This window comes from Thermococcus sp. (assembly GCF_027011145.1).
Lineage (GTDB): Archaea > Methanobacteriota_B > Thermococci > Thermococcales > Thermococcaceae > Thermococcus.
The window spans coordinates 40,641-63,463 of sequence record NZ_JALVAO010000042.1 but is presented as its reverse complement, the minus strand read 5'-3'; the positions used below and the strand labels follow the sequence as shown (position 1 = coordinate 63,463).

Annotated in this window: 27 protein-coding genes and 2 tRNA genes; 10 read left to right on the top strand and 19 right to left on the bottom strand. The window is 50.0% G+C overall.

Annotated elements, in window-relative coordinates:
• The 9 genes from truD to MVG27_RS05185 form a co-directional block, all read right to left on the bottom strand.
• On the bottom strand, nt 1-256 hold a 256-nt coding region (truD, locus tag MVG27_RS05225; RefSeq protein ID WP_297556307.1), incomplete at its 3' end, for a tRNA pseudouridine(13) synthase TruD.
• Between the two features lie 3 nt (nt 257-259).
• On the bottom strand, nt 260-622 hold the full coding sequence (gene pth2, locus MVG27_RS05220) for a peptidyl-tRNA hydrolase Pth2 (RefSeq protein ID WP_297556305.1): 363 nt from the start codon (nt 620-622) through the stop codon (nt 260-262).
• Nucleotides 623-656: 34 nt separating this feature from the next.
• Complete coding sequence (locus MVG27_RS05215; protein ID WP_297550037.1) at nt 657-2,702, bottom strand: BatD family protein; 2,046 nt, start codon at nt 2,700-2,702, stop codon at nt 657-659.
• Nucleotides 2,703-2,772: 70 nt separating this feature from the next.
• On the bottom strand, nt 2,773-4,089 hold the full coding sequence (gene aspS / locus MVG27_RS05210; protein WP_297550063.1) for an aspartate--tRNA(Asn) ligase: 1,317 nt from the start codon (nt 4,087-4,089) through the stop codon (nt 2,773-2,775).
• 60 nt (nt 4,090-4,149) lie between these two features.
• Complete coding sequence (locus tag MVG27_RS05205) at nt 4,150-4,662, bottom strand: KH domain-containing protein (protein WP_042689068.1); 513 nt, start codon at nt 4,660-4,662, stop codon at nt 4,150-4,152.
• 93 nt (nt 4,663-4,755) lie between these two features.
• Complete coding sequence (locus tag MVG27_RS05200) at nt 4,756-5,376, bottom strand: HD domain-containing protein (RefSeq protein WP_297550035.1); 621 nt, start codon at nt 5,374-5,376, stop codon at nt 4,756-4,758.
• Between the two features lie 32 nt (nt 5,377-5,408).
• Nucleotides 5,409-6,068, bottom strand: coding sequence for a DUF2226 domain-containing protein (locus MVG27_RS05195; RefSeq protein ID WP_297550033.1), 660 nt, complete (start codon nt 6,066-6,068; stop codon nt 5,409-5,411).
• A gap of 32 nt (nt 6,069-6,100) precedes the next feature.
• Nucleotides 6,101-6,460 (bottom strand): roadblock/LC7 domain-containing protein, encoded by a 360-nt coding sequence (locus tag MVG27_RS05190; RefSeq protein WP_297550031.1) that lies wholly within the window; start codon nt 6,458-6,460, stop codon nt 6,101-6,103.
• Nucleotides 6,460-6,942: a hypothetical protein gene (locus MVG27_RS05185; protein ID WP_297550029.1), complete on the bottom strand. Its 483-nt coding sequence runs from the start codon at nt 6,940-6,942 to the stop codon at nt 6,460-6,462. Before MVG27_RS05185 ends, MVG27_RS05190 begins: the two co-directional genes overlap by 1 nt.
• A gap of 195 nt (nt 6,943-7,137) precedes the next feature.
• Between MVG27_RS05185 and MVG27_RS05180 the strand changes: the two genes are divergently transcribed.
• Nucleotides 7,138-7,959: a hypothetical protein gene (locus MVG27_RS05180; protein ID WP_297550027.1), complete on the top strand. Its 822-nt coding sequence runs from the start codon at nt 7,138-7,140 to the stop codon at nt 7,957-7,959.
• The gene (locus tag MVG27_RS05175; RefSeq protein ID WP_297550025.1) at nt 7,901-8,266 is read left to right on the top strand and encodes a hypothetical protein; all 366 of its coding nucleotides are present in this window, start codon (nt 7,901-7,903) and stop codon (nt 8,264-8,266) included. Before MVG27_RS05180 ends, MVG27_RS05175 begins: the two co-directional genes overlap by 59 nt.
• On the opposite strand, the gene MVG27_RS05170 is transcribed toward MVG27_RS05175, so the two are convergent.
• Genes MVG27_RS05170 through hxlAB form a run of 5 tightly spaced genes read right to left on the bottom strand, consistent with a single transcriptional unit; the run spans nt 8,267 to nt 11,873 of the window.
• Entirely contained in the window at nt 8,267-9,085 is an 819-nt protein-coding gene (locus MVG27_RS05170; RefSeq protein WP_297550022.1) for a DUF4392 domain-containing protein, read from the bottom strand. It abuts the gene before it with no gap.
• Nucleotides 9,082-9,261: a hypothetical protein gene (locus MVG27_RS05165; RefSeq protein WP_297550020.1), complete on the bottom strand. Its 180-nt coding sequence runs from the start codon at nt 9,259-9,261 to the stop codon at nt 9,082-9,084. The genes MVG27_RS05170 and MVG27_RS05165 overlap by 4 nt, the downstream gene beginning before the upstream one ends.
• Nucleotides 9,258-9,902, bottom strand: a complete 645-nt coding sequence (locus MVG27_RS05160) for a TIGR02253 family HAD-type hydrolase (RefSeq protein WP_297469227.1) — start codon at nt 9,900-9,902, stop codon at nt 9,258-9,260. The genes MVG27_RS05165 and MVG27_RS05160 overlap by 4 nt, the downstream gene beginning before the upstream one ends.
• Nucleotides 9,883-10,647, bottom strand: a complete 765-nt coding sequence (locus MVG27_RS05155) for a hypothetical protein (RefSeq protein WP_297550061.1) — start codon at nt 10,645-10,647, stop codon at nt 9,883-9,885. The genes MVG27_RS05160 and MVG27_RS05155 overlap by 20 nt, the downstream gene beginning before the upstream one ends.
• Before the next feature lie 5 nt (nt 10,648-10,652).
• Nucleotides 10,653-11,873 carry a bifunctional 3-hexulose-6-phosphate synthase/6-phospho-3-hexuloisomerase gene (gene hxlAB, locus MVG27_RS05150; RefSeq protein ID WP_297550018.1) on the bottom strand — a complete coding sequence of 407 codons (1,221 nt, stop codon included), beginning with the start codon at nt 11,871-11,873 and terminating at the stop codon, nt 10,653-10,655.
• A gap of 138 nt (nt 11,874-12,011) precedes the next feature.
• On the opposite strand from hxlAB, the gene MVG27_RS05145 reads away from it, so the two are divergent.
• The 3 genes from MVG27_RS05145 to MVG27_RS05135 are packed head-to-tail and all read left to right on the top strand — an operon-like array spanning nt 12,012 to nt 13,271.
• On the top strand, nt 12,012-12,737 hold the full coding sequence (locus MVG27_RS05145; RefSeq protein WP_297550016.1) for an arginase family protein: 726 nt from the start codon (nt 12,012-12,014) through the stop codon (nt 12,735-12,737).
• 4 nt (nt 12,738-12,741) lie between these two features.
• Nucleotides 12,742-13,062, top strand: a complete 321-nt coding sequence (locus MVG27_RS05140; RefSeq protein WP_297550014.1) for an Sjogren's syndrome/scleroderma autoantigen 1 family protein — start codon at nt 12,742-12,744, stop codon at nt 13,060-13,062.
• Nucleotides 13,059-13,271 (top strand): helix-turn-helix domain-containing protein, encoded by a 213-nt coding sequence (locus MVG27_RS05135; protein ID WP_297550012.1) that lies wholly within the window; start codon nt 13,059-13,061, stop codon nt 13,269-13,271. Before MVG27_RS05140 ends, MVG27_RS05135 begins: the two co-directional genes overlap by 4 nt.
• Nucleotides 13,272-13,325: 54 nt before the next feature.
• Here MVG27_RS05135 and trmBL2 read toward each other — a convergent pair whose 3' ends face one another.
• The 3 genes from trmBL2 to MVG27_RS05120 form a co-directional block, all read right to left on the bottom strand.
• Nucleotides 13,326-14,120 (bottom strand): HTH-type transcriptional regulator TrmBL2, encoded by a 795-nt coding sequence (gene trmBL2, locus MVG27_RS05130; RefSeq protein WP_297062289.1) that lies wholly within the window; start codon nt 14,118-14,120, stop codon nt 13,326-13,328.
• Between the two features lie 298 nt (nt 14,121-14,418).
• The gene (gene rgy, locus MVG27_RS05125) at nt 14,419-18,093 is read right to left on the bottom strand and encodes a reverse gyrase (protein WP_297550010.1); all 3,675 of its coding nucleotides are present in this window, start codon (nt 18,091-18,093) and stop codon (nt 14,419-14,421) included.
• A gap of 37 nt (nt 18,094-18,130) precedes the next feature.
• Entirely contained in the window at nt 18,131-18,631 is a 501-nt protein-coding gene (locus tag MVG27_RS05120) for a hypothetical protein (RefSeq protein WP_297550059.1), read from the bottom strand.
• A gap of 94 nt (nt 18,632-18,725) precedes the next feature.
• On the opposite strand from MVG27_RS05120, the gene MVG27_RS05115 reads away from it, so the two are divergent.
• Together MVG27_RS05115 and MVG27_RS05110 are read left to right on the top strand one after the other, a co-directional pair.
• Nucleotides 18,726-18,962: a hypothetical protein gene (locus tag MVG27_RS05115; protein WP_297550057.1), complete on the top strand. Its 237-nt coding sequence runs from the start codon at nt 18,726-18,728 to the stop codon at nt 18,960-18,962.
• A 154-nt stretch (nt 18,963-19,116) separates the two neighbouring features.
• Nucleotides 19,117-19,815, top strand: a complete 699-nt coding sequence (locus MVG27_RS05110; RefSeq protein ID WP_297550008.1) for an acetate--CoA ligase family protein — start codon at nt 19,117-19,119, stop codon at nt 19,813-19,815.
• An 86-nt stretch (nt 19,816-19,901) separates the two neighbouring features.
• Here the strand turns inward: MVG27_RS05110 and MVG27_RS05105 are convergent.
• Together MVG27_RS05105 and MVG27_RS05100 are read right to left on the bottom strand one after the other, a co-directional pair.
• Nucleotides 19,902-19,976, bottom strand: a tRNA-Cys gene (locus tag MVG27_RS05105).
• A gap of 20 nt (nt 19,977-19,996) precedes the next feature.
• Nucleotides 19,997-20,082: transfer RNA gene (locus tag MVG27_RS05100), tRNA-Ser, on the bottom strand.
• 84 nt (nt 20,083-20,166) lie between these two features.
• On the opposite strand from MVG27_RS05100, the gene MVG27_RS05095 reads away from it, so the two are divergent.
• From MVG27_RS05095 to MVG27_RS05085, 3 genes are all read left to right on the top strand, one after another.
• Nucleotides 20,167-21,432, top strand: coding sequence for an Nre family DNA repair protein (locus MVG27_RS05095; RefSeq protein ID WP_297550006.1), 1,266 nt, complete (start codon nt 20,167-20,169; stop codon nt 21,430-21,432).
• 66 nt (nt 21,433-21,498) lie between these two features.
• Nucleotides 21,499-21,678 (top strand): hypothetical protein, encoded by a 180-nt coding sequence (locus MVG27_RS05090; RefSeq protein WP_297556302.1) that lies wholly within the window; start codon nt 21,499-21,501, stop codon nt 21,676-21,678.
• A gap of 18 nt (nt 21,679-21,696) precedes the next feature.
• The gene (locus MVG27_RS05085; protein ID WP_297556299.1) at nt 21,697-22,821 is read left to right on the top strand and encodes an alkaline phosphatase family protein; all 1,125 of its coding nucleotides are present in this window, start codon (nt 21,697-21,699) and stop codon (nt 22,819-22,821) included.
• Nucleotides 22,822-22,823: the final 2 nt, after the last annotated feature.

Below are 22,823 nucleotides of genomic sequence, written 5' to 3'. Positions count from 1 at the left end.
CGTGCCTGTCCTTGGTTCCGGCGAAGCCTATATCGCGGTGGCTTATTCCAGCGCGCTTCGCTATCTCCTTTATAGCCGTCATGGTGTCCCAGTTGCGCTTTTTCAGAAGGAAGATAGCGTACCTCTTCCCCTCAAAGACTGAAGGCAACGGCTCCTCGATAACCACGAAGTCCTCTGGAAAAGCCTTTATCCTCCCCCCTATCCCGGGCTTTTCGCTCAGATAACCAAAGTGGGAGAAGAACTCGCGGTAGTCCATGTCTCACACCAGCTTCAGGTGTCCGGTGACCTTATCGACGAGCTCCTCAGGGGCTGGACCAATCGCCAGAACCGTAATCGTTCCGGGTGGAACCTCGGTTAAACCGGCATCCCTTATGAGGGCAGTCGGAAGTCCGAGCCTCTCTGCCTTCTCCTTCAGCTGGAAGAGTTCCTCAAGGTTCTCGGCCTTTACAACAACTTTCTTCTGTCCCTCGTTGAACCAGGCCTTGAACCACTCCGGCTTCTCCTTCTGAGCCTTGAGAGTTGCCGTGACAGCTCCATGGGCCACTTGAACCGCGAACTTCCCCTTGCTGAGCTTTAAATCCTTCCGTGAAACAATAACCTGCTTGTACTTAAAGGGGCTCATGGGAAAAAGTTTTGAGAAGGGTTTAAAAAATTGACTAAAGAAGCTCAATCTCGCTTTCCTCTTCCTCCTTCTTGGGCAGTCCTCCAGGGCGTCTCTGCTTCTTCCTGAGGACTTTTTCTTTGAGGGCCTCAAGTTCGCGCCAGTAGTTGTAGCTGAATCCAGCGAGGACGATGGTCGCTATGAGGAAAATTATCGCCAGGGGTTTCCAGGGGTTGCTTTTCTTGGGGACGTAGGGTGAAACCACGTCAAGTATCTGCTCCGCCAAGGGAGTGGCGTTGTTCACCTTCGAGAGGGTCTGGTTGATATAAGCCGGGAGCTCCTCCGGGTTCGGCCAGACCTTGACGGTCTTCACGACTACCTCAGGAGGCACGCTGTTGATTGTTGCAACCGTGCCAAAGCTCAGCTCGTGCTGGTTGCCGAGAGGGTCAAGGTATCTGAGCGTGGCCTTCACGAGGGACAGGTTTTCACCCGTAACCTGTAGTGGAACTTTGACAGTCTTTGTTTCCCCTGCCTTTATTGTGCCCAGGTTTATGACGCTCTGTCCTTTCAGGGACTTCGGATAACTCAGTATGAGTGTGGCGTTCTTTATGAACTCGTAGGCGGGGTTGCCCTTTGAAGCCTGAAGGGTCAGGGCAATTGTTACGGTATCGTTTACCTTAGCGGTAACGTAGTTGTTCCATGTACCGTTGTAAGCAAGGGCGTTAAGGGAGAGCTTTGGCACAGCGTAAACCTCGATGTCGGTGAGTGGAGCCGAGTAAATGGTCTTCATCTTTCCGGTTTCGAGGCTCTGGTCGTCGTAGTAAGTCACGAGAACCTTACCGATGTCGAACTTTCCAACCTTCGTCGGCCTGAGGACGTAGACGAGCATTGGAAGTTTTGTGAAGGCGGGAAGGTTCTTTATCTGCCAGCTCTTCGTCATGCTCACCAGCTGGAAGCCGTTTGGAATCGGCGCCGCGACGTTCAGCTGGTAGGCATCTCCCCTACCGAGGTTCTCAACGCCTATCGAGAGCACTATGTCCTGACCAAGGAGGACTTTCTTCGGCACAGCGGTTATGTTGGCAACTACTTTAGCCGAGCGGAGTATCGGAATTACCTGGGCCTCAATGGGGCCGTAAACTTTGAGGACGGCCCTCTTGTAGTCGGGCTGGGTCTTTGAGATTGCCACGAGGAAAGGTGTTCCGGGAACGGCCTTGGGGACGTCGCCGGCCTCGAGGGTAAAGTTTGCATAGGTTTCGTTTGCGGTGTAAACCTCAACCCTCGCCAGGTCAGGAATCACCGAGAGGAGCTTGAAGTAGTAGGTTGTGCCGTTGTACTTAACAGGAAGCCTCTCGCCAACGTAAATGATGTCGTCGTAGAGGAGTGTCGTTTTAACAACGGGAGTAACTGGGTTTTCGGGATTCGTTTCTCCGGGCGTTGTTATCTTGAGGGTCGTGGATGCAACCCTGGGAACGTATAGGTTAATTACAGCACCGCTGTTCTTGGTAGTGTTGAGAACTTCAATAGACAGGTAGTTAACGTAGGTGTGAATCTCATCAAGCTTGTAGGATACAGACCTCGACTCACCCTTCGGGATTTCCAGTGTGTAGGTAGCGCCATACGGCATTGTAACTGTAAAGGTTGCATCTGTGTCAGAGGCGGAAACCAGTTTTATCTTTATCGGAGGAAATCCCGATGGGAGTGAGAACTCGGTTCCAACCGGTATCGCCTTATCCGAATAAAGCTTTGTTAGAGGGGAGCTTATTGTTAGGAGCACGGATTTCGTGTCACTCCTTATCCACAGCACGGAAACGTTGAGGAGCATCTTAGTGGGGTCGCCGGAGGGATAAGCCAAAGAACCGCCCACTTTGAGGACTGCGCTTATCTGACCGTCCGGTCCCTCTACAGTAAGATATACGCTGTCCCAAGTAATGCTGGCATCCGTGAACTTGATGGTGTATGGACCAAGCTGAACACTTCCTCCCAAGGGCAGGCTGATACCAGTAACACTGGCGTATTTAATTTCCGAAGCACTTACTCGATGGATATGAAGCATTGACAAAGACAGGAGCACTATCAGGATTAAAGCCACAGGTTTTCTCATTATGCATACCTCCACACACCAATATGTACACAACTGCCTACACAATGAAAGGGGAGAAGGTATAAAGGCCTTACGGTATAAGCCTCTTCCTGTCCCTTGGGAATAGGATGACCTCCCTGATGTTGGGAAGGTCAAGCATCTGCTTTATCAGCCTCTCCGCCCCGAGACCAAAGCCTCCGTGGGGCGGCATGCCATACCGGAATGCCTTGAGATAAAACTCGAAGCTCTCTGGATTCAGTCCTTTCTCCTTTATCTGCTCGACGAGGACATCAACGCGGTGCTCCCTCTGGCCACCGGATGTTATCTCCACACCGCGGTACTCAAGGTCGAAAGCGCGACAGATTTCAGGCCTGTCGTCGTACTTCATGATGTAGAAGGGCTTCGCCTCGCTCGGGTAGCGGTAGAGGAAGTAGAGGGGAGCGTTTTCGTTCTCAACCATGTACTTTCCAAGGAGCTTTTCTCCCTCCGTATCTATGTCCTCTCCCCACGGGATTTCTTTTCCAAGGTCAGACAGGATTTCAAGGGCTTCCTCGTAGCTCAGCCTCGGGAAGGGCAGTTTCGGTTCTTCAAGCTCGAAGTTAAGGGTTTCAAGTTCCTTGGTATTGTGCTCGCGGACGTAGTTGATTACGTGAGCTACCAGCCTCTCAAGGAGCTCCATTACCTCCTCCTCGCTCTCGATGAACGCCATCTCGGCATCAACACTCCACGCCTCGTTTAAATGCCTAGTCGTGTTGTGCTCTTCAGCCCTGAAAATCGGCGCTATCTCGTAGACCCTGTCCAGACCGCTCGCCATCATAATCTGCTTGTAGAGTTGCGGACTCTGGGCCAGAAAAGCATCTCTCTCGAAGTACTTCATCGGGAAGAGCTCGGTTCCACCTTCAGTTGCTGTAGCGATAATCTTCGGCGTGTGAATCTCGATGAAGCCCTCACTGTGGAAGAAGTCCCTGATTGCCTTGAAAACGCTCGAGCGTATCTTGAATATGGCCATTACCTCGGGCCTTCTTACGTCCATGAAGCGGTTGTCGAGCCTCGTGTCGAGTTCCGCCTTGACCTTTCCGGTGGGGTCGAGCGGGAGCGGGCTTTCAGCCCTGCTGAGTATTTCGAGCTTCTCCGGGAGAACCTCAAAGCCGAGCTTCGCCTTGGGCGTGAAGTTAACGATGCCTTCAACCGCAACGACGTCCTCGCTGTTGAGCTTTGGAATGAGCTTGAATATCTCCTGACTTACCTTCTTCTTTGGCGCCGTTATCTGGACTATTCCCTCCCTGTCCCTTATCCAGAGGAACTTAATTCCGCCCAGGTCCTTTATTTCCCACACCCAGCCGGCAACCTTAACGCGCTGGCCGTTGAGCTCTTCCGTAATCTCGCTCGAGTAGTGCGTCCTATACATGGCCATCCCCAGAAGGAGTAGGGGCGAGCTTTTAAATGTATTCGATAAGGAGAAGAAAAATCAAACGAAGGAAATCTTGACTTCCTTGCCAACTATCTGGCTGAGAACGCTCTCAAGGATTTCCGGCTTCTCCGGGAGCTTCTTCCTGTCCCTGCCGAAGACGAGGACTTTATAGTAGGTCTCGCCACCGGGCCTGTAAACGACGTTAACGCCGAAAACGCCGGCGGGATAAAGCAGGTCGGAGGCGAGCTTCTTGAGTTCATCGGTGCTCTCAGCCTTCATGCCCTCGATGACCCTGACGCGCTTACCAAGCTCCCTAATGAGGGTCTTTATGTTCTTTCCGCCCTTGCCTATGGTTATGGGTACGTCTCCCTCGCCAACGACTATGACGATAAGATCTCCAGCCTCGACGGCCTTCTTAAACTCGATGTCCACATCTCCAAGAAGCTTGTAGAGTAAGCGTGCGACCTTAACGTCCAGCTCGGAGATTATACCCTCTTGAAGTTTCTTTTCATCAGCGGGGCAAAGAATGTCGTCGGTCTTGAGACAAACCTCACAGATTGGCGCCTTCACGTTCTCACCTCCTTAGAATGACCTTGATGGGCTAACCCTTAATTCAGGAAGCCCTTTAAAAAGGTTATTATGCGAGGCGAAAAGAGAAAGAACTCAAAGCTCGCCCTCGATTTCCCGCCTTATCCTCTCGATGAATTCCACCGTAAAGTTGTGCCTTTCTTCGGCGATACGCTTTGCCGTTTCGGTGTACATGAGGTCTTTGAGCTTGAGGATTTTCTCCTCGAAGTGCCTGAGGGAAGCCTCAATGTCCCTTCCGTGCTCGCCGGAATACATAAAAACGCGCGCTATTCCTATCGCGCCTATTGCATCGAGCTTGTCCGCGTCGCTGAGGATTTTAGCCTCGAGTGTTCTCGGCTCTGGACCACGGGAGAAGCGGTGGGCCTCGATTGCATGGACAACCGCCTCAACTTTCTCCTCTGGATAGCCGAGGCTTTTAAGGAAGCGCCTGGCTATCCTAGCACTTTCAACGGCGTGGTCCTCGACCTTTCCGCTGTCCTCAAGGGGCCTCGCTATGTCGTGGAGGAGAGAAGATAGTGCCAGAACTTCAAGGTCAGCGTTCTCCTCCCTGCCTATGTGCATGCAGAGGTTGAACACCCTCTCAACGTGGCTGAAGCCGTGCGTTCCCTCCCTCTCAAAGAAGCCCCTCGCAAACTCGCGCGTTCTCTCTATGAGCGCCTTCGTTTTAGCATCTGGTATGAACTCCTCGAGCCTCATGAACTCACCGGGGGTAAAAAGCTGGGAAGGGATTAAAAGCCTTTCTCCAGCCGTCTTTTTTCCTTCAGGAGTTCTAAACCTTCGATAAAAATTTCTCCCTTTTTAACGGTGTCTGAGGAAGAAAATTGAACCCTATCGCTAGTTGTATATTTGCCCTCCTTCAGAAGATGGCCCATCTCACGGAATATTTCCCTAATTGCGCTATCACCCCGGAGGTTTGATCCCCTGATGCCTCTAGCGGCCTTTACTATTCCATGTTCCACGTAAAGAATCCACGCTTTTGAGCCATCTTGTATCTCTATGCTTCCCTTATACATCTTAAGGAGGGATAAGAAACTTTCCAAGTCGTTTCCAGAGCTTGGGATAGTGGAGACTTCGGTGATGTATGCCTTGGGATTTTCATTTAGGATTTCCTCAACGTTTGCTTCATATATCTCGACAGACTTCACAAGACCCTGTTTTATCGCCTCAACTATCTCAACGAATGCAATGTCGCCTTGAATTGAGGTATTATTAAGAACATCTTCGACAATAGCCCCCAATATTTTGCCCTTTTTCATTATAATGTACCCAACTTTTATACTGGAATCACTCCTCCATGCTAGTTTAAGATAACCTTCCCTAGTCTTTCCAGTTAGCTCCAACGGATCGTCAAAGTTCGTAATAACGCCAACAAACTTTCCCGGAAGCATTTAAACCACCTCAAAAATAATAGAAAAGAATCTCAGAGCATTGAAGCGATCTTTTGAGCATTCCTCTTGAGGTAAATTCTCACGAGACCCAGGTTGACCTTTGGGTCTGTAAGGACAGTAAGAACGGCGTTTTCACCCGCCTCAACGGTTATTATCTTGCCCTTTGGTGACTCGAGGGTAACCATGTCAACTGCCTCTTCATGGAACACCTCTTTGGAAACGTTTAATGCAGTACCGTATATGGTAGCGACCATCGCTGCAACGTTTTCAACGTCAATCGTTCTATCGCTCGCCTGCCCTTCGATGAGAAGGCCGTCTTTGCTAACAACAGCAACACCCTTAACACCATCAACTCTGAGAAGGTCGGCTATAACGTTCTCAAACATCTTCATCACCCCAGAATTAGCATGTCAACCTCAACATGTTTCTCATGAACGCGTATTTCCTTGATCAAGACGTTTTTACCGGAAAACTTCTTGATAGCTACCGCAACTGCATTTGCCATGGGATAGAGAACTGGCTTCATCCCCTTCTTCTCAAGCAACTGAAGGGCGTAAAGATCCATTGGGTTATCAAGCTTTAGTGTTACCTTATTCCCATCAACGTCTATTTCACCCTTCTCGGCAAAGCCAAGGGTGTTTATCATGACCTCTGTGAAACGGTTGAGCAGTTCCTGCGGGTCGTTGCTACCCTCAAAGTTCAATCCATACTCATCCATCATGGCATGGAGTAGTTCCTCGCCAATGGAATTACCTAGTCCCCTCGCACCGGCACCAAGAACCTTGTAAATGCCATACAATATAAGATTGTTAACCTTTGTTGCCATTTCCTCAGACCTCTCGTTCATTCTCTCCACGACCTTCGCCTCCGTCATCGAAGATGCACCCCCCCTCGTTGAGCATATTCTAAATCTTTGCAGTTTTCCTCATCGGGTGGGGAACTGCCAAGGCCATTCTAATTATATTCATGTTGGCATTATAAACTTTTTTCCGAAATATTCGATAATTATTTCGGTTACTGGACATATTATCCAAAAAATATTAAATTGTTTATTGCCCTATGTATTGTTATGAAACTTGATAAAAATCAGGTTAACGAAATACTTCACCTATGGGAAAATGGAGTTAGTACAATGGAAATAGCCGAAAGATTCGGCATAACCCCTAGAAGGGTTCTTCAAATAATAAAGGATCCGCACCTCAAAAAGCCAGGACGGAAAAGAGAAGAACTGGCAGGAGATATTAAAAAGAAAATACTGCGTCTTAGAGAAGAGGGATACACAATATCGAGGATACAAGAGCATTTAAAAAAAGAAAATATCAAAATATCGAGGTACAAAATCTGGAGAACAATAAACGAATACAAAGAAGCTGAGTTTATGAGGATAGTTGAAGAATTCAACGTTCTCTGCAACAGAAACGTTCCCGTGGTGTTTATTGGAGTATCCCCTAGGATTGAAAAAGGGCGGAGACTCCTCCTAATCTGCAATATTTCCGAATGTAAAGTTTTATACTGTTGCGTGCTGGACAATCCAAAACTCAAAGACATTATCGAAATATTCGACTCCTTTGTACTTAGTGTTTTAAGGCCTCAGCTTGTGATGATATTTCCAGTTTCACCATTAGTTCCAACAAACGGATTTGAAAACCGCTTTATCAGGCATTTGAACAACCTTGGAATAGACTACCTGTGGGTTCCAAATGAGATAAAAAAGAGATGCTGGGAGAAGTTCACAATGATCAAAAAACTTTTTAGGGAAACAGGTAACTGTCCTGAAAATATCATAACTGATATAGAAGGACTGTGCAAAAAAATATTGGAGGCACGCAGACATGGGTATAATGGAGAGGATAAAAAAATTCCTGAGAACAAAAACAACGGAAGAGATTGAAAATTTTGAGGAGGCTCTCTCCAAAAAGTACGGACTTAGAAAATACCTCTACGCGACTTCGGAGGGACTGCCGATAATGGGTAACTTTGAGAAATACGAGGAACTGTCTGCAAAGACCCCCGAAATTTTTAGGGCACTTTCGGGACTCGAGGCCTCAGACAGATACATAATATCAGGGGCTGAGAAAACTTATCTCCTCCTGAGGATTACACCTGAAGTGCTCCTTCTGGCGGAGGCGACCAAAAAGCTCTCCCAAGAGGAGATAAACAGGATAGTTGATGAAACGAAAAAGGAGTTCGGCATCTAATCACAGGGACATTTCAACAAGTTTAAATATAGCGTCAATAAAAGCCCTGTGCACTTCAATCGGAATACCGTCGACGCTGATTTCTCCCCTTTTGCTTACCCCGTCTATAAGGCCGTTCTCAACGAGAATCCTAACGACAAACGCCTCCTCCCAGTCAGGCAACAGGTTCCGCCCAAGTTCCAGCGAGGCCTGAGCGATTAGGCCGTAGGCACCCCAGTTGGAAACCGCCGAGAGAATCAGCTCATCGGTCTCAACGACGCTCGCTATCTTCTCACCATAGGGGACGTGCTTAACTACCAGGTCCCTGACCTTACCCATGCCAATCTCGTTGCCCCCATCGCCTATTCCAATCGTGGGAACACCGTAGGCTCTGGCCTCTTCCGCCACCCAGTCAAAGGTCTCTCCCCCCACTGGAAGTCCAAACATTGAATAATGGTTGCCATCCTTTGCCCTACCCGGGGTCTCAATGAAGATGACCAAATCGTAGGAAGAGACGTCGGGCTCTCGCGCAAACTTTAACGAGAGGGCCTTCTGAAAGGGCATCATTGCCAGAATCACTTCCTCCTGCGTTAGAATCTCGGCATCTCCCCCGAGCTCGTTTATTGCCCTGTAAAGTGCGAGAGCCCCGGGTGGACCATCCGTTTCCGGAATGTTGTCTGGAGGAATCGGAAAGCCAGTAACGATTAACACTTTCCCATAATTGTCTAAAAACAGCTTTGCAGAATTATGTAAAAAATTAAAATTTCTCCGCCGGTAGTCGAGGTAGAGCTTGAGGACGCCCCTTTTACCCGCATCGGTGTTGATTAGGTGGGCAATCATTCTTCCACCTCGTAAACCACAACACGAACCTTCTTGCCCTTTAAGGTTTCCTTCAGCTTCCACCAGAGTTCCGTCGGTTCTTCAACCCTATGGACAAGCTTATCGCCGGGCCTTATCTCGACCTCCTTCTCCATGTATTTAACAAAAACTCCCTCCCCATTGAAAATCTCCCTCATTCCAACCCCTCCAGTATTTTTCTAAGCTCATGAAGGGTCCTAATCTCGTAATCAGCCATATGGTAGCCGTCCGCTCCTTCCCGGTTAATCCAGACGGCCGTCATCCCAACGTGCTTTGCCCCGTAAACGTCCTGGCTGAGGGAGTCACCGACGTAGAGTGCCTCTCCAGGGCTAACACCAAGTTTTTCAAGGGCGTGGAGAAAAATCCTAGGCTCGGGTTTGATTGCCTTGACGTCCTCCCTCGTGACGATTGCATCGAAATATCCCTCAAGACCCGTAAGCTGGAGCTTGAGCCTCTGGTAGGAGGGCCCGCTGGTAACCACCGCGAGGCTGTAACCCCTTTCCCTGAGCCACTCCAGGGTTGGACGAACGTCAGGGTATACATGAAGCTTGTGGGGGTATTCCCTAAGGAGGTCCTCGTATTTCAGGTTCACACCGAAGAGCTCGAAGAAAAAGTTCCAGTCGTGCCAGTCATAGGTGTCCTTCCTTGCCATGATTTCGTTCAAAAAGCGGTTTCTCGCTTCCTCCTTTGTGATGCCGAGCCTCTTTGAAAGCTCATCGTAGACCCGGGGAAGGAAGAGCTGAATCAGGGGCATCTCAGTGAGTAGGGTTCCATCGACGTCAAACAGCACCGCCTTCATCGTCCCACCCCTTCACGAGGAGAGCCAGTATCTCGACCCCTCTAACGGTTTCGTCGGTTATTATACCCCATATTACATCTTTCTCGGCTAACAACTCTTGAAAGCGGGACAGAATCTCGTGGGCCCCCCTGAGCGGGAAGTCGTTGCCGACGAGGATTCCTATGAGCCCCCTCTCCCATATCCCCCAGTGCCAGCTGAAATCAACTCTATCTAGGAGGCGCATTATCCCAACGTTCCCTCCGCGAATCATGTTGAACAGGTCGGCGTAGTCAATGTTCACAAGCATCTGGTTTTCAAGGTAGTAGTACAGCCGTGAAAAGAGCTCGGCTATCGAAACAGATGCCCTCTCAAAGGCAATTCCGAGGGGAACGTCCTCGGTAAGGAAGTCCCAGAGGGAGTCGTAGAAGACCGTTTCAAAGTTATCCGCCCAGGGCGGTTTCTCATGCACGAGCTCTCGCCTGGGAGTTAAAACGTAGGCGAGCCTTATGGCATCGGATGGGCTACTCTCAAGAATCAAATCAACCAGTTCAAGGTTCACCGGCTTGTCCTCAAACACAAACCAGAGGAACGTATCCTCTAGGAGGTGAGAAAAAAACTCCCTAATCCTCCCCGTATATCGTTTGGGACGAAGGAGGTAGTGGCCGGGGTTTATCGTTACCTTAACTACTCCATCGGCACTTATCCTGTCAACTATCCTAGCTCCTGCGTTGCCAACTCCAACGAAAAGATGGGTGAAAGAGCGCATAGCTATCATTCGAGGGTCGCGTGCTTCTTCTTCATATCCTTTTCGGTCTTCTGGAACGTCGCCATGAGGAGGGCTATTATTCCATCGAGGAACACCATTGTCGAGTCCTCGAAGAGAGTTCCCATCGGGGCAATCCACTTGTACTTGGTGAGCATCTGCCTAGCTATGTAGTCTGTTGGGATGTTGGCTTTTGTCCTTCCAGGAATCTCGACGACAACATCGGCTAGTTTACCAAGGGTAGAGTTGGCGTAAGACGTTATCGCAACAACTTTTCCACCCTGCTTCTTCGCTATCTTAGCCGCATCGACTATGCTTGTTGTCTCACCTGAACCGCTGATGGCTATGAGCAAGTCCCCCTGCTCGAAGGCAGGAGTTATCGTCTCACCGACGACGTAGACGTTGAAGTCAAGGTGCATGAGCCTCATCGCGAATGCCTTGCCAACGAGACCGCTCCTCCCGGCACCGTAGATGAATATCTTATTCGCCCCAATCATCGCATCCACGAAGCCCCTGACCTGCTCAAGCTTGAGGCTGTCGGCGACGTTATTGACGTGCTCAACAATATCCTTCATAGCTTTTCTAATGGTCTGCATGTATTCGCCCCAGAAGAGGTCGATTATCTGCCTCGTAACTTTCTCGGGGTCCTTTGCCTTAGTTATCGCGCTTCCAACGATTATTATCGTCGCGCCGAGCTCTATGACCTTCGGAATCGTCTCAAGGTTTAGGCCACCTGCAACAGCAACGGGAACTTTAACGGCCTTAACAACCTCCCCAAGGTCCTGGAGAGGACTCTTACCCTGGGCCTGCTCGTCTATACCAGTGTGGACGAGTATATAGTGGACGCCCATCTTCTCGAGCTCTTTTGCCCTCTTGACCTTGTCTTTGACCCCTATAAGGTCAACCATGACCCTGATTCCATACCTCCTCGCAACTTCAACGGCGTCCTTTATCGTCTTGTCGTCCGCAACGCCGAGGATGGAAACGACATCAGCTCCATGCCTCGCCGCCATCTCGACTTCAAGGGCACCGGTGTCCATGGTCTTGAGGTCGGCAACGATTTTCCTGTCCGGGAAGCGCCTCTTGAGAAGCTCAACCGCGCGCATGCCCTCTTTCTTAATGAGGGGCGTTCCTACCTCAAGCCAGTGAGCGCCACCACGAGCGGCCTTCTCGGCTATAGAAATGGCCTGCTCAATGTCAGTTAAATCAAGGGCAACCTGAAGTATCATGGCGAGACCTCCGAAAGGTTTTCGATTTATGGTTTCGGGTCGACTTTTTAAAGTTTGACTATAAAAATGAACAAAAAGATGTTAAAAAATTCCGCCAAGGTTTAAAAAAGAACGACCTAATCCTTTTCGGTGAGTTGAATGGTTACTTTCATCCCCTTTGGTGAGAAGCCAAATCGAGAGGGAGTGCTGTATGCGCTCCAGCTTTTAAAGAGGAACAAGCTGATTGATGATTACGTCATAGTTGAAGCCAGCAGGGTTGAGCTACTTCCGGACAGGGTTCCTCAAGATAGCTCATACATAATCGGCGAACACCTTGCCACATACGGGATAATTGAGAAGTTGAGGCCCAAAGCTCTAATCAGCGTTGATGCCCACACGGATTTGATGCACGACTACCTCGACCACGGTTCCTGGCTTGCTTACGCCCTAGAGCGAAGGCTCGTTGATAGGGCAGTCGTTATGGCGCCAGTCCTTATGATTCCGACAACCGAGAGAACCCAGCTCTGGACGAGGCGTGTCAAAGTCTATCCGGCAACGCTCAGGAGCAGAAAAATGAGAGGTAAGTGGAGGGCATATAAGAACTTCCAGACGAACTCCGTTGAGGAGATAATCGATGAAGCAAAGAAGTATCTCGGCGAGGAGGTTTACTTAACCGTTGATATGGACGTTCTAAGGCCTGAATACAAAATAGCCCGATTCCAGCACGGTGAACTCACCCTTGAACAGCTCCTGGAAATCCTAGAGGCTATAAAAGAGAACTTCCGGATTGTGGCATTTGACATAGCTGAAATCTCGGATAGACTCAGACGCTCAAGGCTCGGAAAGAAGGCCCTCTTCGAGGTATTTCAGCTCCTAGTGGGGTGATTCGATGTCAATCAGCGACGAGGAGATCAGGAAGATTATAATGCCCCTCATGCTCTCTGGCGCCAAGATGCTCGACAGACACTGCCCCAAGTGTGGTTCACCTCTCTTCGAAAAGGACGGAAAAGTCTTCTGTCCCGTTTGCGAGCACAGGAAGAGGCAGAAAGCCAACGAGATGAAGGGAGTAGAAGAGAGGCTGATGGAGAAGCTCACCGAGCTTGCCAACTCACTACCGGATGACATCAACGAGCTTGAGAAACACTTAAGGGTAATGGAGCTCATAATAAACCTGTTGGAACGCTATAAACAGCTGGAGGGAGGGGAATGAAGAACGTGAAGGTTCTCAAGGCCCTCGAAAATGGTCCGAAAACGGTGGAGGAAATAGCCGAAGAGACCGGTATCGGACCGATGGAGGTAAGGCGCTATTTGCTCCGCTTTGCCGAGAGCGGGAAGGTTGAGAGCTACCAGAAGGACGGAAAGCTATACTGGAAGCTGAAGGAGAAGGACGAGCTCGAAGAGGAGTTCAAGTACGTTTGACGCTTTTTTAACACATCTTTCAAAACAAAAGCCAAATTGAAAGAAGAAGGAACGTCAGACCTTCTTGGCCTTCTCCCAGTACTCGTTGAACTTGGCCTCAAAGAGGTCCCTTATCCTGAAGTCCTTAATCCAGACCTGGGTCTCGTAGTTGAAGTACCTTGCCGCCATGTCCTCGAGGGCGAAGAAGACTTCATCGTCGCAGATGAGCATCGGGAGGTCGAACTTGTCGAGAACCCTCAGTTCAAGCTTGCCCTTCTTGGCGTAGTCGAGAATCTTTGAGCCCTCAATCCTCTTGAGGACAGGTTCAGTGACGATTATCTTGGCCTTGGCGCCGTTGTCAATGGCCTTAATGAGGTCGTTTTCAAGGTTGATTGCAATGTATCCATCGTCAGCCAGGAGAATCTTCTCTTTCACGTCCTCAAACATCTCCTTGGTCTTCAGCGTGGCGTTCCTGATTCCGCGGACGACCCATACGCGCTCAACGCCGTACTTCGGAATCTCGGTCTCGATGAGGGGCTTCATGAGCTGGAGGAGCTCCTCCTTGGCCTGCTTCTTGGCCTCAAGCTCTTCCTTAACGCGCTCCTGCCACTCCTCGATGAACTTCTCGAGGATGTTCTCCGGGTGAACGGGCCTGTACTTGTTGACCTTACCCGGCTGGCTTATGGCAAAGCCCTTCTTTTCGAGGCTCCTGAGGACGTCGTAGGTCCTCGGTGCAGGAACTTCGGAGACGCTGGCAAGCTCGGCTGGAGTAAGAACGCCGAAGCCGACGAGAGCCACATACGCCCTAGCTTCGTAGAGGTTCAACTCAAAGTGTTCTTGAAGGAGTTCCACCATCCTGTCCTTGACCATGTTTACCACCACCAAATTTTCTATCTTAGTTTTTGGAAGAATATAGTTATAAACTTTTTCCAAATATTGAAAGTGTTTTATCAAAACATACTTAAATTGCAATTAGTGACTTCAGCAAATGAGATGGAGATTGCATGATTGTGCAACAGTATTACTCCTATCTTGATTTTAAGGTTTTTGGTTTTACAATCAGATAAAACAACAACCATAAAGAAGCGTTCTGCAGAAAGTTCTTATGTTCAGGAAAACAAAACAGGAAAAATCACCAAGAGGCATAGATATAGACTAGGGCTAAATGTTACTCCTCTCCGTACACATAACGCCGAATTTCAAAGTAAAGATCATTTAAGACCCGCATGTAGTCCTCCTTCCCTTCCTCGATGAGGTCCATGATCCTTTCAAGCTCCCTCGTGCGCTCCTCACTGACGAGGTCGCGGTACTTGCTCACAAGATAGTGGTAGACCTTGATTCCCTTCTCCGTCGGAACGAGCTTTTTCCTACCCCTTGTCTCAACAACATAACCGCGTCTTATCAACGTCTCAACGATTTTGGCGTAAGTTGAAGGCCTTCCAATGCCACGCTCCTTCATCAGGGCTATTATGTCACCCTGAGTATAGAGTGAAACTTTTGGAGCTTTCCACTTCTTCGATTCAACGACCTTAAGCTTAGCTCCAGGTTCCAGCTTCGGTAACTGTCTCAGCGGGGGATTCCTCAGCCTCGTCCAGCCATCTCTGATTATCTCAACGTAACCCTCAACCTCAACCTTTCCAACGCCCGCGTTTATAACGGCCCTTTCGTAGAGCACCTTCGCCGGAACCATCTGGCTCGTCATAAAACGTCTGAATATCATGTCATAGAGACGGTAGTGGTCTCTTGTCAGGCCCCGGGGTAGCTGAATTATTCCGTCCCTAATCAGTTGCATTAATCTTCCCGTGTCTATCGGCCTCGTTGGCCTTATGGCCTCGTGGGTTCCCTCTTCACCCCAGTGTCTCGGTTTGAAGTACTCCTCCCCGAGTTCTTGAGTTATGTACTCCTTCGCTATCTCTATTCCAGTGTTGCTAACGTGGGTTGAATCGGTTCTGTGGTATGTGATTAGACCCATCTCAAAGAGGTCTTGAGCCAAGCGCATCGTCTCGGGCGCCGATAACTTTAGAAAGGTAGAAGCATCGCGGAGCATGGCATCGGTCGTGTAGGGCGGAGCCGGATTTAATTCCTTCTCCTCCAGCTGAACCTCCTCAACGGTGACGTATTCAGGTGGCTCGATGTCTTTTCCATCTTTTCCAAGCTCAACAGTAATCTGAAGGCCGTTCTCAAGGGTCAAACCAAGGTAGTAAACCTCGCTCTCGCTGAACTCTTTGTATCTCTCGATAATCCAGCCGAGAACTGGTGTCTGAACCCTTCCGGCGGAGAGGTTCCTATTCTCGAAAACCCTCTGGAGCTCACCGCTCAGCTCGAAGCCAATCCACCTGTCCTCGATTCTCCTTACAATCTGGGCCTCGACGCGGTTCTCGTTGACATCCCTGGCTTCTTCGATGGCCTTCAGTATGGCCGGCCTCGTGACCTCGTGGAACTCCGTCCTCTTGATGTTCGGCGTGTATGGGCTGAGGATGTTCCTGATGTCCCACGCTATTTTCTCACCCTCCGTATCCGGATCCGTAGCTATGAGTATCTCATCAACCTCCTGGGCGATATCCCTCATGGCCATAACGTTCTCCATGGCATCGCGAACGTTCCGGCTTCCACAGCGCGGGCAGACTCCTTTCTTCTCCCAGTCAACGAACTGGTAACCACAGTCGCGACAGCGCTTTATGGTGTCGTAAACGGGGATGAACTTAAGCATGTCTTCGTCGCGTTCAATGAGAACCCCGTGGTAGCCTTCGTTGGTCACGAGGTCGAACATATGCCCACCGCTCGCGAGAATAGTTAGCTGTCTGTTACCTATGCTGACCTCGTAAGCCACCAAATCGCCGATGCGTCTTTTACTCGGCTGACCGAAGAAGTTTGCTATGGTTCTGGCCTTGTTGGGGCTCTCAACAATCATGAGGGCGGATTTGACGAGGTCTTTAACCTTCGAGCTTATCTTGCCCTCCATCACGAGCCTGACCTTTTCCCTGTCCTCGTCTATCTCCCTGAGGATCTCATCGAGGTTAAGCTCCTCAAAGGGGACCATCTTAAACTCCGTGAAGCGCCAGCGCATCTGTCTTACTAAACCGTTGAAGACCTTCTCGTTGTCAACTATAAGGACGCTCAAACCCTTGGTTATTCCACCGGCGAAAAGTCTGCTCGTTCTTCCAGTCGCCTGAATGTACGTCCTGACATCGGGAATCTCAATGAACCACTTGTCACCTTCTTTCACAAGGCTGACGAAGGGGTCCTCGGCGAGCCTCTTAAGTACTTCCTCCTTTCTCAAAACCCCGCGCAGGAACTCAACGAGCTCGCGAAATACGTTGAGAACCGTCTTGTGGAAGTCGTTCTCTATTGGAAGGCCTTCCGCCAGAGCCTCCTCAATCTTCATAAGCTCAAACTGGGGTATGTTCCTTATGAGCCTCCTGAGCCTCGCGTAGAGCCTTTCGGCCTTTCTTCTGTCTTCATCATCGAGGAAGTCCATAACCTCACTGAGCAGACCCAGTGCTCTGTATATGGTTGGCCTCTCGAGATCTATGGAAAATCGGAACTTTGGCACGCCGGTGAAAATGGCATAGCGGATTAGATGGGGCAGGTCGAGGCCCCTAACGATTGAGCCGTAATAGGTTGCGACACCGACGAGATAATCGGCCTCCCCGTTCTCAAACCTCTCCACAGCCTTCTTGTTCTTTGAGCTCGCGAGCTCGACCTTAAACCCGCGCTCCCGGAGATAGTTGACAAGCTCCTCCGCATAGCTCAGCCCCTGGTCTATCGGGACAAAGATTAGACCACCCTTTCCGAGCCTCTTGAGAAGTTCCTCAACGTGCTCCTTAACGTCTTTGCTCGGTTTTAGGTAGCTGTCCACGACGTTTCTGAGGGCGCTTCTCCCAGAGCCAACTTCAAAGCCGAGCAACTCACGGTAGAGCTTTATCCTGTCTCCCCTCGCGCTTCCTGTGGCCGAGGCAATAATCATTATCCCTATTCTGTTTTTTCGCTTGAACTTTTCAATCTCGCGCTGGAGCTTCTCTATTTCTCGGTTAAGCTCCTTCAGCTTCTCTTCCCTGTCTTCGGCTCTACCGTTCAGGTACCTGCTCATCTGCTTCTTCAGTCTAATTATCTCCCATGCCTTGGCTATTATCTCCTCCGTGAAGCCCAGCAGGAGAAGGGAGCGGTCTATGTTCTTGCTCGCCTTGAGGAAGGCATCAACATCGTCAACAAAAATGAAGTCGAAGTGCCTTCCTTTAAGCTTTTCATCGAAGTTCCTAGCGAGCCACTGAGCGCTGGTTACGAGGATGTCGTATTCCCCGGACTCGATAAGTGAAACCATTTCCTCCTTTTCCTTCTTCCTCAGGTTGCCATGGTAATAAGCGAGCCTTACGTTGAGACCGGTCCTCTCTAAAATAGCCTGAATCTTTTTCACGGTCTGGACGACGAGGGGAGTTGTGGGGACAACGATGTAGCTCTTCCTGCCCCTCTTTGCATAATAAACGGACATGAAAGCTCCAAAGGTGCTCTTACCCATTCCCGTCGGCGCTATAATCGAGAAACTCCTCCCCTTCAAGAGCCTTTTGACCCATGTCCTCTGGGCGCTCCAGAAGGTGAATCCAGTGGCTTTTGTGAAGAACTCCTCGACATCTCTAAGGCCCTTCTCGAGGGAGTATATCTCCTCCCACGCCTTGAGTCTCTTTCTTTCCTTCAGAGCTTCCCTCACGGCCCTGACGAGCTCGAAGTAGTTTTCAGCGGTGACGGGATTATCGAGACAGTTCTCACATGGGTTTTTCATCACAAGCCTCTCATCGGAGATTCTACCCGAGCAGTTGGGACAAACTTCCCTGTAAATCGCCTTCATATTCCCACCCTCTAAGTTTATTTCGGCCAGCGAGCCCTTATAAGGGTTCCTTTTCGAGGGTGTTTTTGACTTCTTCGTAAGCCTTCCACAACTTCTCCACAAGGAGATAATCATGAAAAACGGAGGAGTATTCCTCAAGGGCTTCACCGAGGGGGTAAAGATACTCTCTGGCACCCGTCTCGCGAACGAGCCTAAGCGCACGGAGAAAGAGCATGGCACTCTCGCTCCCGCTCTCGTCCCGCTTAAGGGAACTAAAAAGCTCCGCGATAGTGACTTCGAGTGCAAGTCTTGGAACCTGGGAGAGATAGCTCCACGCAACGGCCTCAGAGTTTCTCGGCTCAACATTGCCAGCATCGAAGTAGAGCCCCTTCTCATAGGCGTCTCTAACAGCTGAGACATGCCCGCAGTTTCCCCCGAGGGGACAGGTGCAGAGGCTCTCGTCAGAGAAAAGGTCAGCCTCAACGTAGTAGGGGTAATCGTCAAGGACCTTTGAGTAGAGTTTGTTTCCAGCTTTGAGAACCCAGAGAACCTTCGCCATCGTTACCACTCCCGAGGGTTAGACCGTGTGGATTTAAGCCTTTCGGCGAAAGGGTTTTTAACGTTGGGGAAAAATACTATTCCCGGTGGTTACCATGGAAGACGTTTTCGAGCTGGCCCGGAGGTACCACGATGAACTTGGAATAAAGGAGCCAAGCCTCGCGACTATGGCAGCTGAGTTCTTCGACGACCTCGGCCTCAAGATTGCAGACTTTCTCAAAAAGGAGGGTTATAACATAGTGGGCACTAAGTTTATAGATTATGACAAAAGTCTCGTGATGGACATAACGAAAGGAGACAAGAACTTTGAAATAACGCTGAGAAAGAGCTAAGAAACTCTCCTATTTTCAGTTGTTTTAAATTCTAAAATTCATTAATTTTGGATTGTTGCAGATTCAAAACATGGGAAAATAGAGACTTTGCAAATGGAAACCCTTTTAACCTTTCCCTCTGAGTGATAAACGTCAGGCTTACGGGGTGATTGAGATGAACCGTGTTGAAGAAGCAAAGAAGATAATCGAAAAGGCCAAAGCAGAAAACAGGCCCCTTGTTGAACCCGAAGCGAAGGAAATCCTTCGCCTTTACGGTATTCCTGTCCCAGACTTTAAAGTTGCAACTAACGAAGAAGAAGCCGTTAGGTTTGCCCGTGAAATCGGTTATCCTGTGGTTATGAAAATAGTTTCTCCACAGATTATCCACAAGAGCGACGCCGGTGGAGTTAAGATCAACATAAAGAACGACGAAGAAGCAAGAAAGGCATTCAGAGAGATCATGGAGAACGCCAAGAAGTATAAGCCAGATGCCGACCTCTGGGGAGTCATAATATACAAGATGCTCCCGCTCGGCAAGGAAGTCATCGTCGGTATGATACGCGACCCGCAGTTCGGTCCGGCTGTGATGTTCGGTCTCGGTGGAATATTCGTCGAGATACTCAAGGACGTTTCATTCCGTGTTGCGCCAATAACGAAGGAAGAGGCCCTTGAGATGATAAAGGAGATAAAGGCCTACCCGATTCTCGCCGGAGCACGCGGTGAGAAGCCAGTTGATATAGAGGCCCTTGCCGACATCATCGTCAAGGTTGGCGAACTTGCACTAGAACTTCCAGAGATTAAGGAACTCGACATCAACCCGATTTTCGCCTACGAAGACGGCGCCGTTGCCGTCGATGCCAGAATGCTTCTCTGATTTTTCTTCTCTTTAAATACTGAAACTTACCACACGAACATTCTTTGAAAATGCTTTTTTGGGCATTAACTCCCTGAAAAGTAGGTTGGAGCCGGGACCGGGATTTGAACCCGGGTGGAAGGGATCTGCAGTCCCTCGCCTCGCCTCTAGGCTATCCCGGCACTGAACCAAGAGAAATTAATGGCGCCGCGGCGGGGATTTGAACCCCGGTGGGCACCGCCCACCGGCTTAGCAGGCCGGCGCCCTACCAGGCTAGGCTACCGCGGCACGCCCGAGGTATATGAGCGGAAGAGGGTTTTTAAGTTTTTTGGAGGGACAAAGCTTTTACATTCCCGGAGCGAGTCACCCATAATGGTGGAGCTATTCAACTCAAGACTCTGTGCCATCTGCAAGGGCAGGAAACTGCTCTGTGGCAGGCCAACCTGTCCCATTCTAGAGCGCTTTAGGGTAGCCCGAACCGTTGAGCAGAGGTTAAACAAGCGCCACCTCTTTGGTTCCTCTCCGCCAAGCATCTTCGTAGGCGAGCACGGCTACCCCAAGGTTAGAATCGGCCCACTAGTCCCTCCGATTGAGGGAAATACAAGTTATCTCGACAGCCCCATTAAATGGGAGAACAAGACGATACGCGATATTCTCTACTACCGCTCCCTCCTGGTCATGGGTGAGACAAGGGCGGATGTAAACGTCAGGAAGAGCGGCAGAATACTGAGCGAAGTTCAAGAACTGGCGATGAGCGTTAAGCCCGTTGACAGCGAGGTAATTCTCAAGAAGAAGCCGGTCCTCAAAGTCCTCCCGAGCGAGTTCGCTCCCCCACTGGGTCCCAAGGCGGAACTGTTGGACTTTGAACTAACGGAGAACCCGAGAATTCCAAGAAAAACGGACTACGTGGTTAGCGACGAGCTTAAGGCAGAGGAAGCAATAATGAGACTCTACAACTGGGGCTTCGATGAATACTACATCATAAGGCTTCTCTCCGCAGGCCTTTTAGGCGTCGAGAAAAAGCTCGTCCCGACGAGGTGGAGCATCACAGCTGTCCAGGACACGATTGGGAAGAACCTCAGGCGCGAAATTCTGCATTACCCTGAGATAAACAACTATGAAGTTTACTTCTACCGCTTTCTTGGAAACCGCTATGCTGTTCTTTTGATGCCTGAAACTTACGCCTTCGAGCTTTTAGAGGTCTGGCTTAGGGGTTCCCTCTTCGGGAGCGAGAGGCCGAGCGTTATCCACGACTACGAGGACTTCAGAGGAAGGAAAGAGTACGTGAAAGAAACGGCCGGTGCCTATCACGCGGCGCGTTTAAGCGTTCTCGAAGCTTTGCGCGGGAGAAGGAGACAGGCGAGAGCAGTCGTGTTCAGAGAGGTTACGCCAGAATACTACGCCCCGGTAGGAGTGTGGCAGATAAGGCTCGGTGTGAAGAAGGCCCTTAACAACCCGATAGGTCGCTTTGAGACCCTCAGTGAAGCACTTGAAGCCGTTGGGAGACGCCTTGAACATCCCCTCGAGGAATATCTCAGGAGGAGCTACATACTGGGTAATCTAACGAGGCAGAAGATCCTTGATGAATGGCTCGGAAGGAATATATACCTGCTAAACGGAGAAAATCGCGGTGGATGACGACCACTCCATCCCACTGAAGAGTGATGAGTGCACGTCAGGCTGACACCGATTGGGGGTGATAAAGTGGAAGGGATTGATGTCGTTAGGGAACTCATTAGAATTGAGAGGAAACTTGAGAACATAGAGAAGCTCCTTTACGAGTTACTCGAAGCGGAGGAGAATTACGCTATAATGAAGCTCTCGGAGGAATCCCTAAAAGATTTCCTCGAAGACGAGCCCGACATTTACGGGAGTTTGAATTAAGCCCATGGGGTTTGAACCATGAGAAAGAAGCTCGCCCTTATAAGCCTCGACGGGAACGGGGTTTACAACCTAAAGCACATGCCCTTCCTGAGCGAGTTAGCTGAAAGCGGTGACTTCGCGGTCGTTGATTCCATCTTCCCAACGCTCACAGATTTGGTTCACACGAGCGTAATGACGGGGGTTTGGCCCAGGGACCACGGCGTCGTTGAGAACGGCTACTACGACAGGCTAAGCGACAGAAAGGTTAACTTCTACGATTACGAGATTGCATTCAACCCCCACAAGGTCATAAAGGCTCCGACTGTCGTGGACATACTCCGTCAGAAAGGCATTAGAACGGGCTCGGTCACCGGTTATACTATGCCTCCCTTCAGCGGAACGGACATGAGGATTTTCCCGCCTTTCTTTGCAAGCAACGAGCTGTACAGACAACACGGAAGGGACTGGAGGAAGGACGTTTGGGTTTTGAATTCGGCCCTCTACATCTACGAAGAATGTAAACCTGACCTGCTCCTCGTTCACTTCGCCTCGATTGATGGAATGAGCCACGACCACGGGCCGGAAAGCGAAGGTGCTCTTAAGGCCGTGGAAACCGTTGATACAGCCGTCAGAACCCTGTGGGAGTGCCTCAAAGAGGAGTACGCATTCATAATCTTTGCCGACCACGGGCAGGAGGATGTTCATACTTGGGTGAACCTGAAAACCTACCTCAGGGAGCACGGGGTTGAGACGCTTAGGGTTTCGTCGGGTGGGGGAGTTCACGTCTATTTGAGGAACCCCAACGAGGCCGAGGAAGCCTTTGAGATTCTGAGGAGAGCGCCAGGTGTTGGAGAGGTCTTCTTCCGCGATGAGCTTCCTCACCTGGACACGCCAAACAGTGGCGAGCTGATTGTCTCGGCCAAGCCCGGCTACTGGTTCTGCTCCCACAGGATGTGTAAGGGGGTAAAGGGAGTAAGCCACTGGGTCAGGGGCATGCACGGGTCAATGAACGAGCCCGTCGTTAAAGTTCCGCTCATTCTATGGGGCTTTGAGAGTATAAACCTTGAGAAGGCCTCGCTCATGGACATAGCGCCGACGATACTTGATTTCTTCGGCGTTGAGAAGCCAAACAATATGGTGGGGAGGAGTTTGATAAAAAGATAGAA

Bases quoted from the DNA above. Each gene is read 5' to 3' on its own strand.
- pth2 (WP_297556305.1), bottom strand. From the start codon at position 622: ATGAGCCCCTTTAAGTACAAGCAGGTTATTGTTTCACGGAAGGATTTA.
- MVG27_RS05215 (WP_297550037.1), bottom strand. From the start codon at position 2,702: ATGAGAAAACCTGTGGCTTTAATCCTGATAGTGCTCCTGTCTTTGTCA.
- aspS (WP_297550063.1), bottom strand. From the start codon at position 4,089: ATGTATAGGACGCACTACTCGAGCGAGATTACGGAAGAGCTCAACGGC.
- MVG27_RS05200 (WP_297550035.1), bottom strand. From the start codon at position 5,376: ATGAGGCTCGAGGAGTTCATACCAGATGCTAAAACGAAGGCGCTCATA.
- MVG27_RS05195 (WP_297550033.1), bottom strand. From the start codon at position 6,068: ATGCTTCCGGGAAAGTTTGTTGGCGTTATTACGAACTTTGACGATCCG.
- MVG27_RS05190 (WP_297550031.1), bottom strand. From the start codon at position 6,460: ATGAAGATGTTTGAGAACGTTATAGCCGACCTTCTCAGAGTTGATGGT.
- MVG27_RS05185 (WP_297550029.1), bottom strand. From the start codon at position 6,942: ATGACGGAGGCGAAGGTCGTGGAGAGAATGAACGAGAGGTCTGAGGAA.
- MVG27_RS05180 (WP_297550027.1), top strand. From the start codon at position 7,138: ATGAAACTTGATAAAAATCAGGTTAACGAAATACTTCACCTATGGGAA.
- MVG27_RS05175 (WP_297550025.1), top strand. From the start codon at position 7,901: ATGGGTATAATGGAGAGGATAAAAAAATTCCTGAGAACAAAAACAACG.
- MVG27_RS05170 (WP_297550022.1), bottom strand. From the start codon at position 9,085: ATGATTGCCCACCTAATCAACACCGATGCGGGTAAAAGGGGCGTCCTC.
- MVG27_RS05165 (WP_297550020.1), bottom strand. From the start codon at position 9,261: ATGAGGGAGATTTTCAATGGGGAGGGAGTTTTTGTTAAATACATGGAG.
- MVG27_RS05160 (WP_297469227.1), bottom strand. From the start codon at position 9,902: ATGAAGGCGGTGCTGTTTGACGTCGATGGAACCCTACTCACTGAGATG.
- MVG27_RS05155 (WP_297550061.1), bottom strand. From the start codon at position 10,647: ATGCGCTCTTTCACCCATCTTTTCGTTGGAGTTGGCAACGCAGGAGCT.
- hxlAB (WP_297550018.1), bottom strand. From the start codon at position 11,873: ATGATACTTCAGGTTGCCCTTGATTTAACTGACATTGAGCAGGCCATT.
- MVG27_RS05145 (WP_297550016.1), top strand. From the start codon at position 12,012: ATGGTTACTTTCATCCCCTTTGGTGAGAAGCCAAATCGAGAGGGAGTG.
- MVG27_RS05140 (WP_297550014.1), top strand. From the start codon at position 12,742: ATGTCAATCAGCGACGAGGAGATCAGGAAGATTATAATGCCCCTCATG.
- MVG27_RS05135 (WP_297550012.1), top strand. From the start codon at position 13,059: ATGAAGAACGTGAAGGTTCTCAAGGCCCTCGAAAATGGTCCGAAAACG.
- trmBL2 (WP_297062289.1), bottom strand. From the start codon at position 14,120: ATGGTCAAGGACAGGATGGTGGAACTCCTTCAAGAACACTTTGAGTTG.
- rgy (WP_297550010.1), bottom strand. From the start codon at position 18,093: ATGAAGGCGATTTACAGGGAAGTTTGTCCCAACTGCTCGGGTAGAATC.
- MVG27_RS05120 (WP_297550059.1), bottom strand. From the start codon at position 18,631: ATGGCGAAGGTTCTCTGGGTTCTCAAAGCTGGAAACAAACTCTACTCA.
- MVG27_RS05115 (WP_297550057.1), top strand. From the start codon at position 18,726: ATGGAAGACGTTTTCGAGCTGGCCCGGAGGTACCACGATGAACTTGGA.
- MVG27_RS05110 (WP_297550008.1), top strand. From the start codon at position 19,117: ATGAACCGTGTTGAAGAAGCAAAGAAGATAATCGAAAAGGCCAAAGCA.
- MVG27_RS05095 (WP_297550006.1), top strand. From the start codon at position 20,167: ATGGTGGAGCTATTCAACTCAAGACTCTGTGCCATCTGCAAGGGCAGG.
- MVG27_RS05085 (WP_297556299.1), top strand. From the start codon at position 21,697: ATGAGAAAGAAGCTCGCCCTTATAAGCCTCGACGGGAACGGGGTTTAC.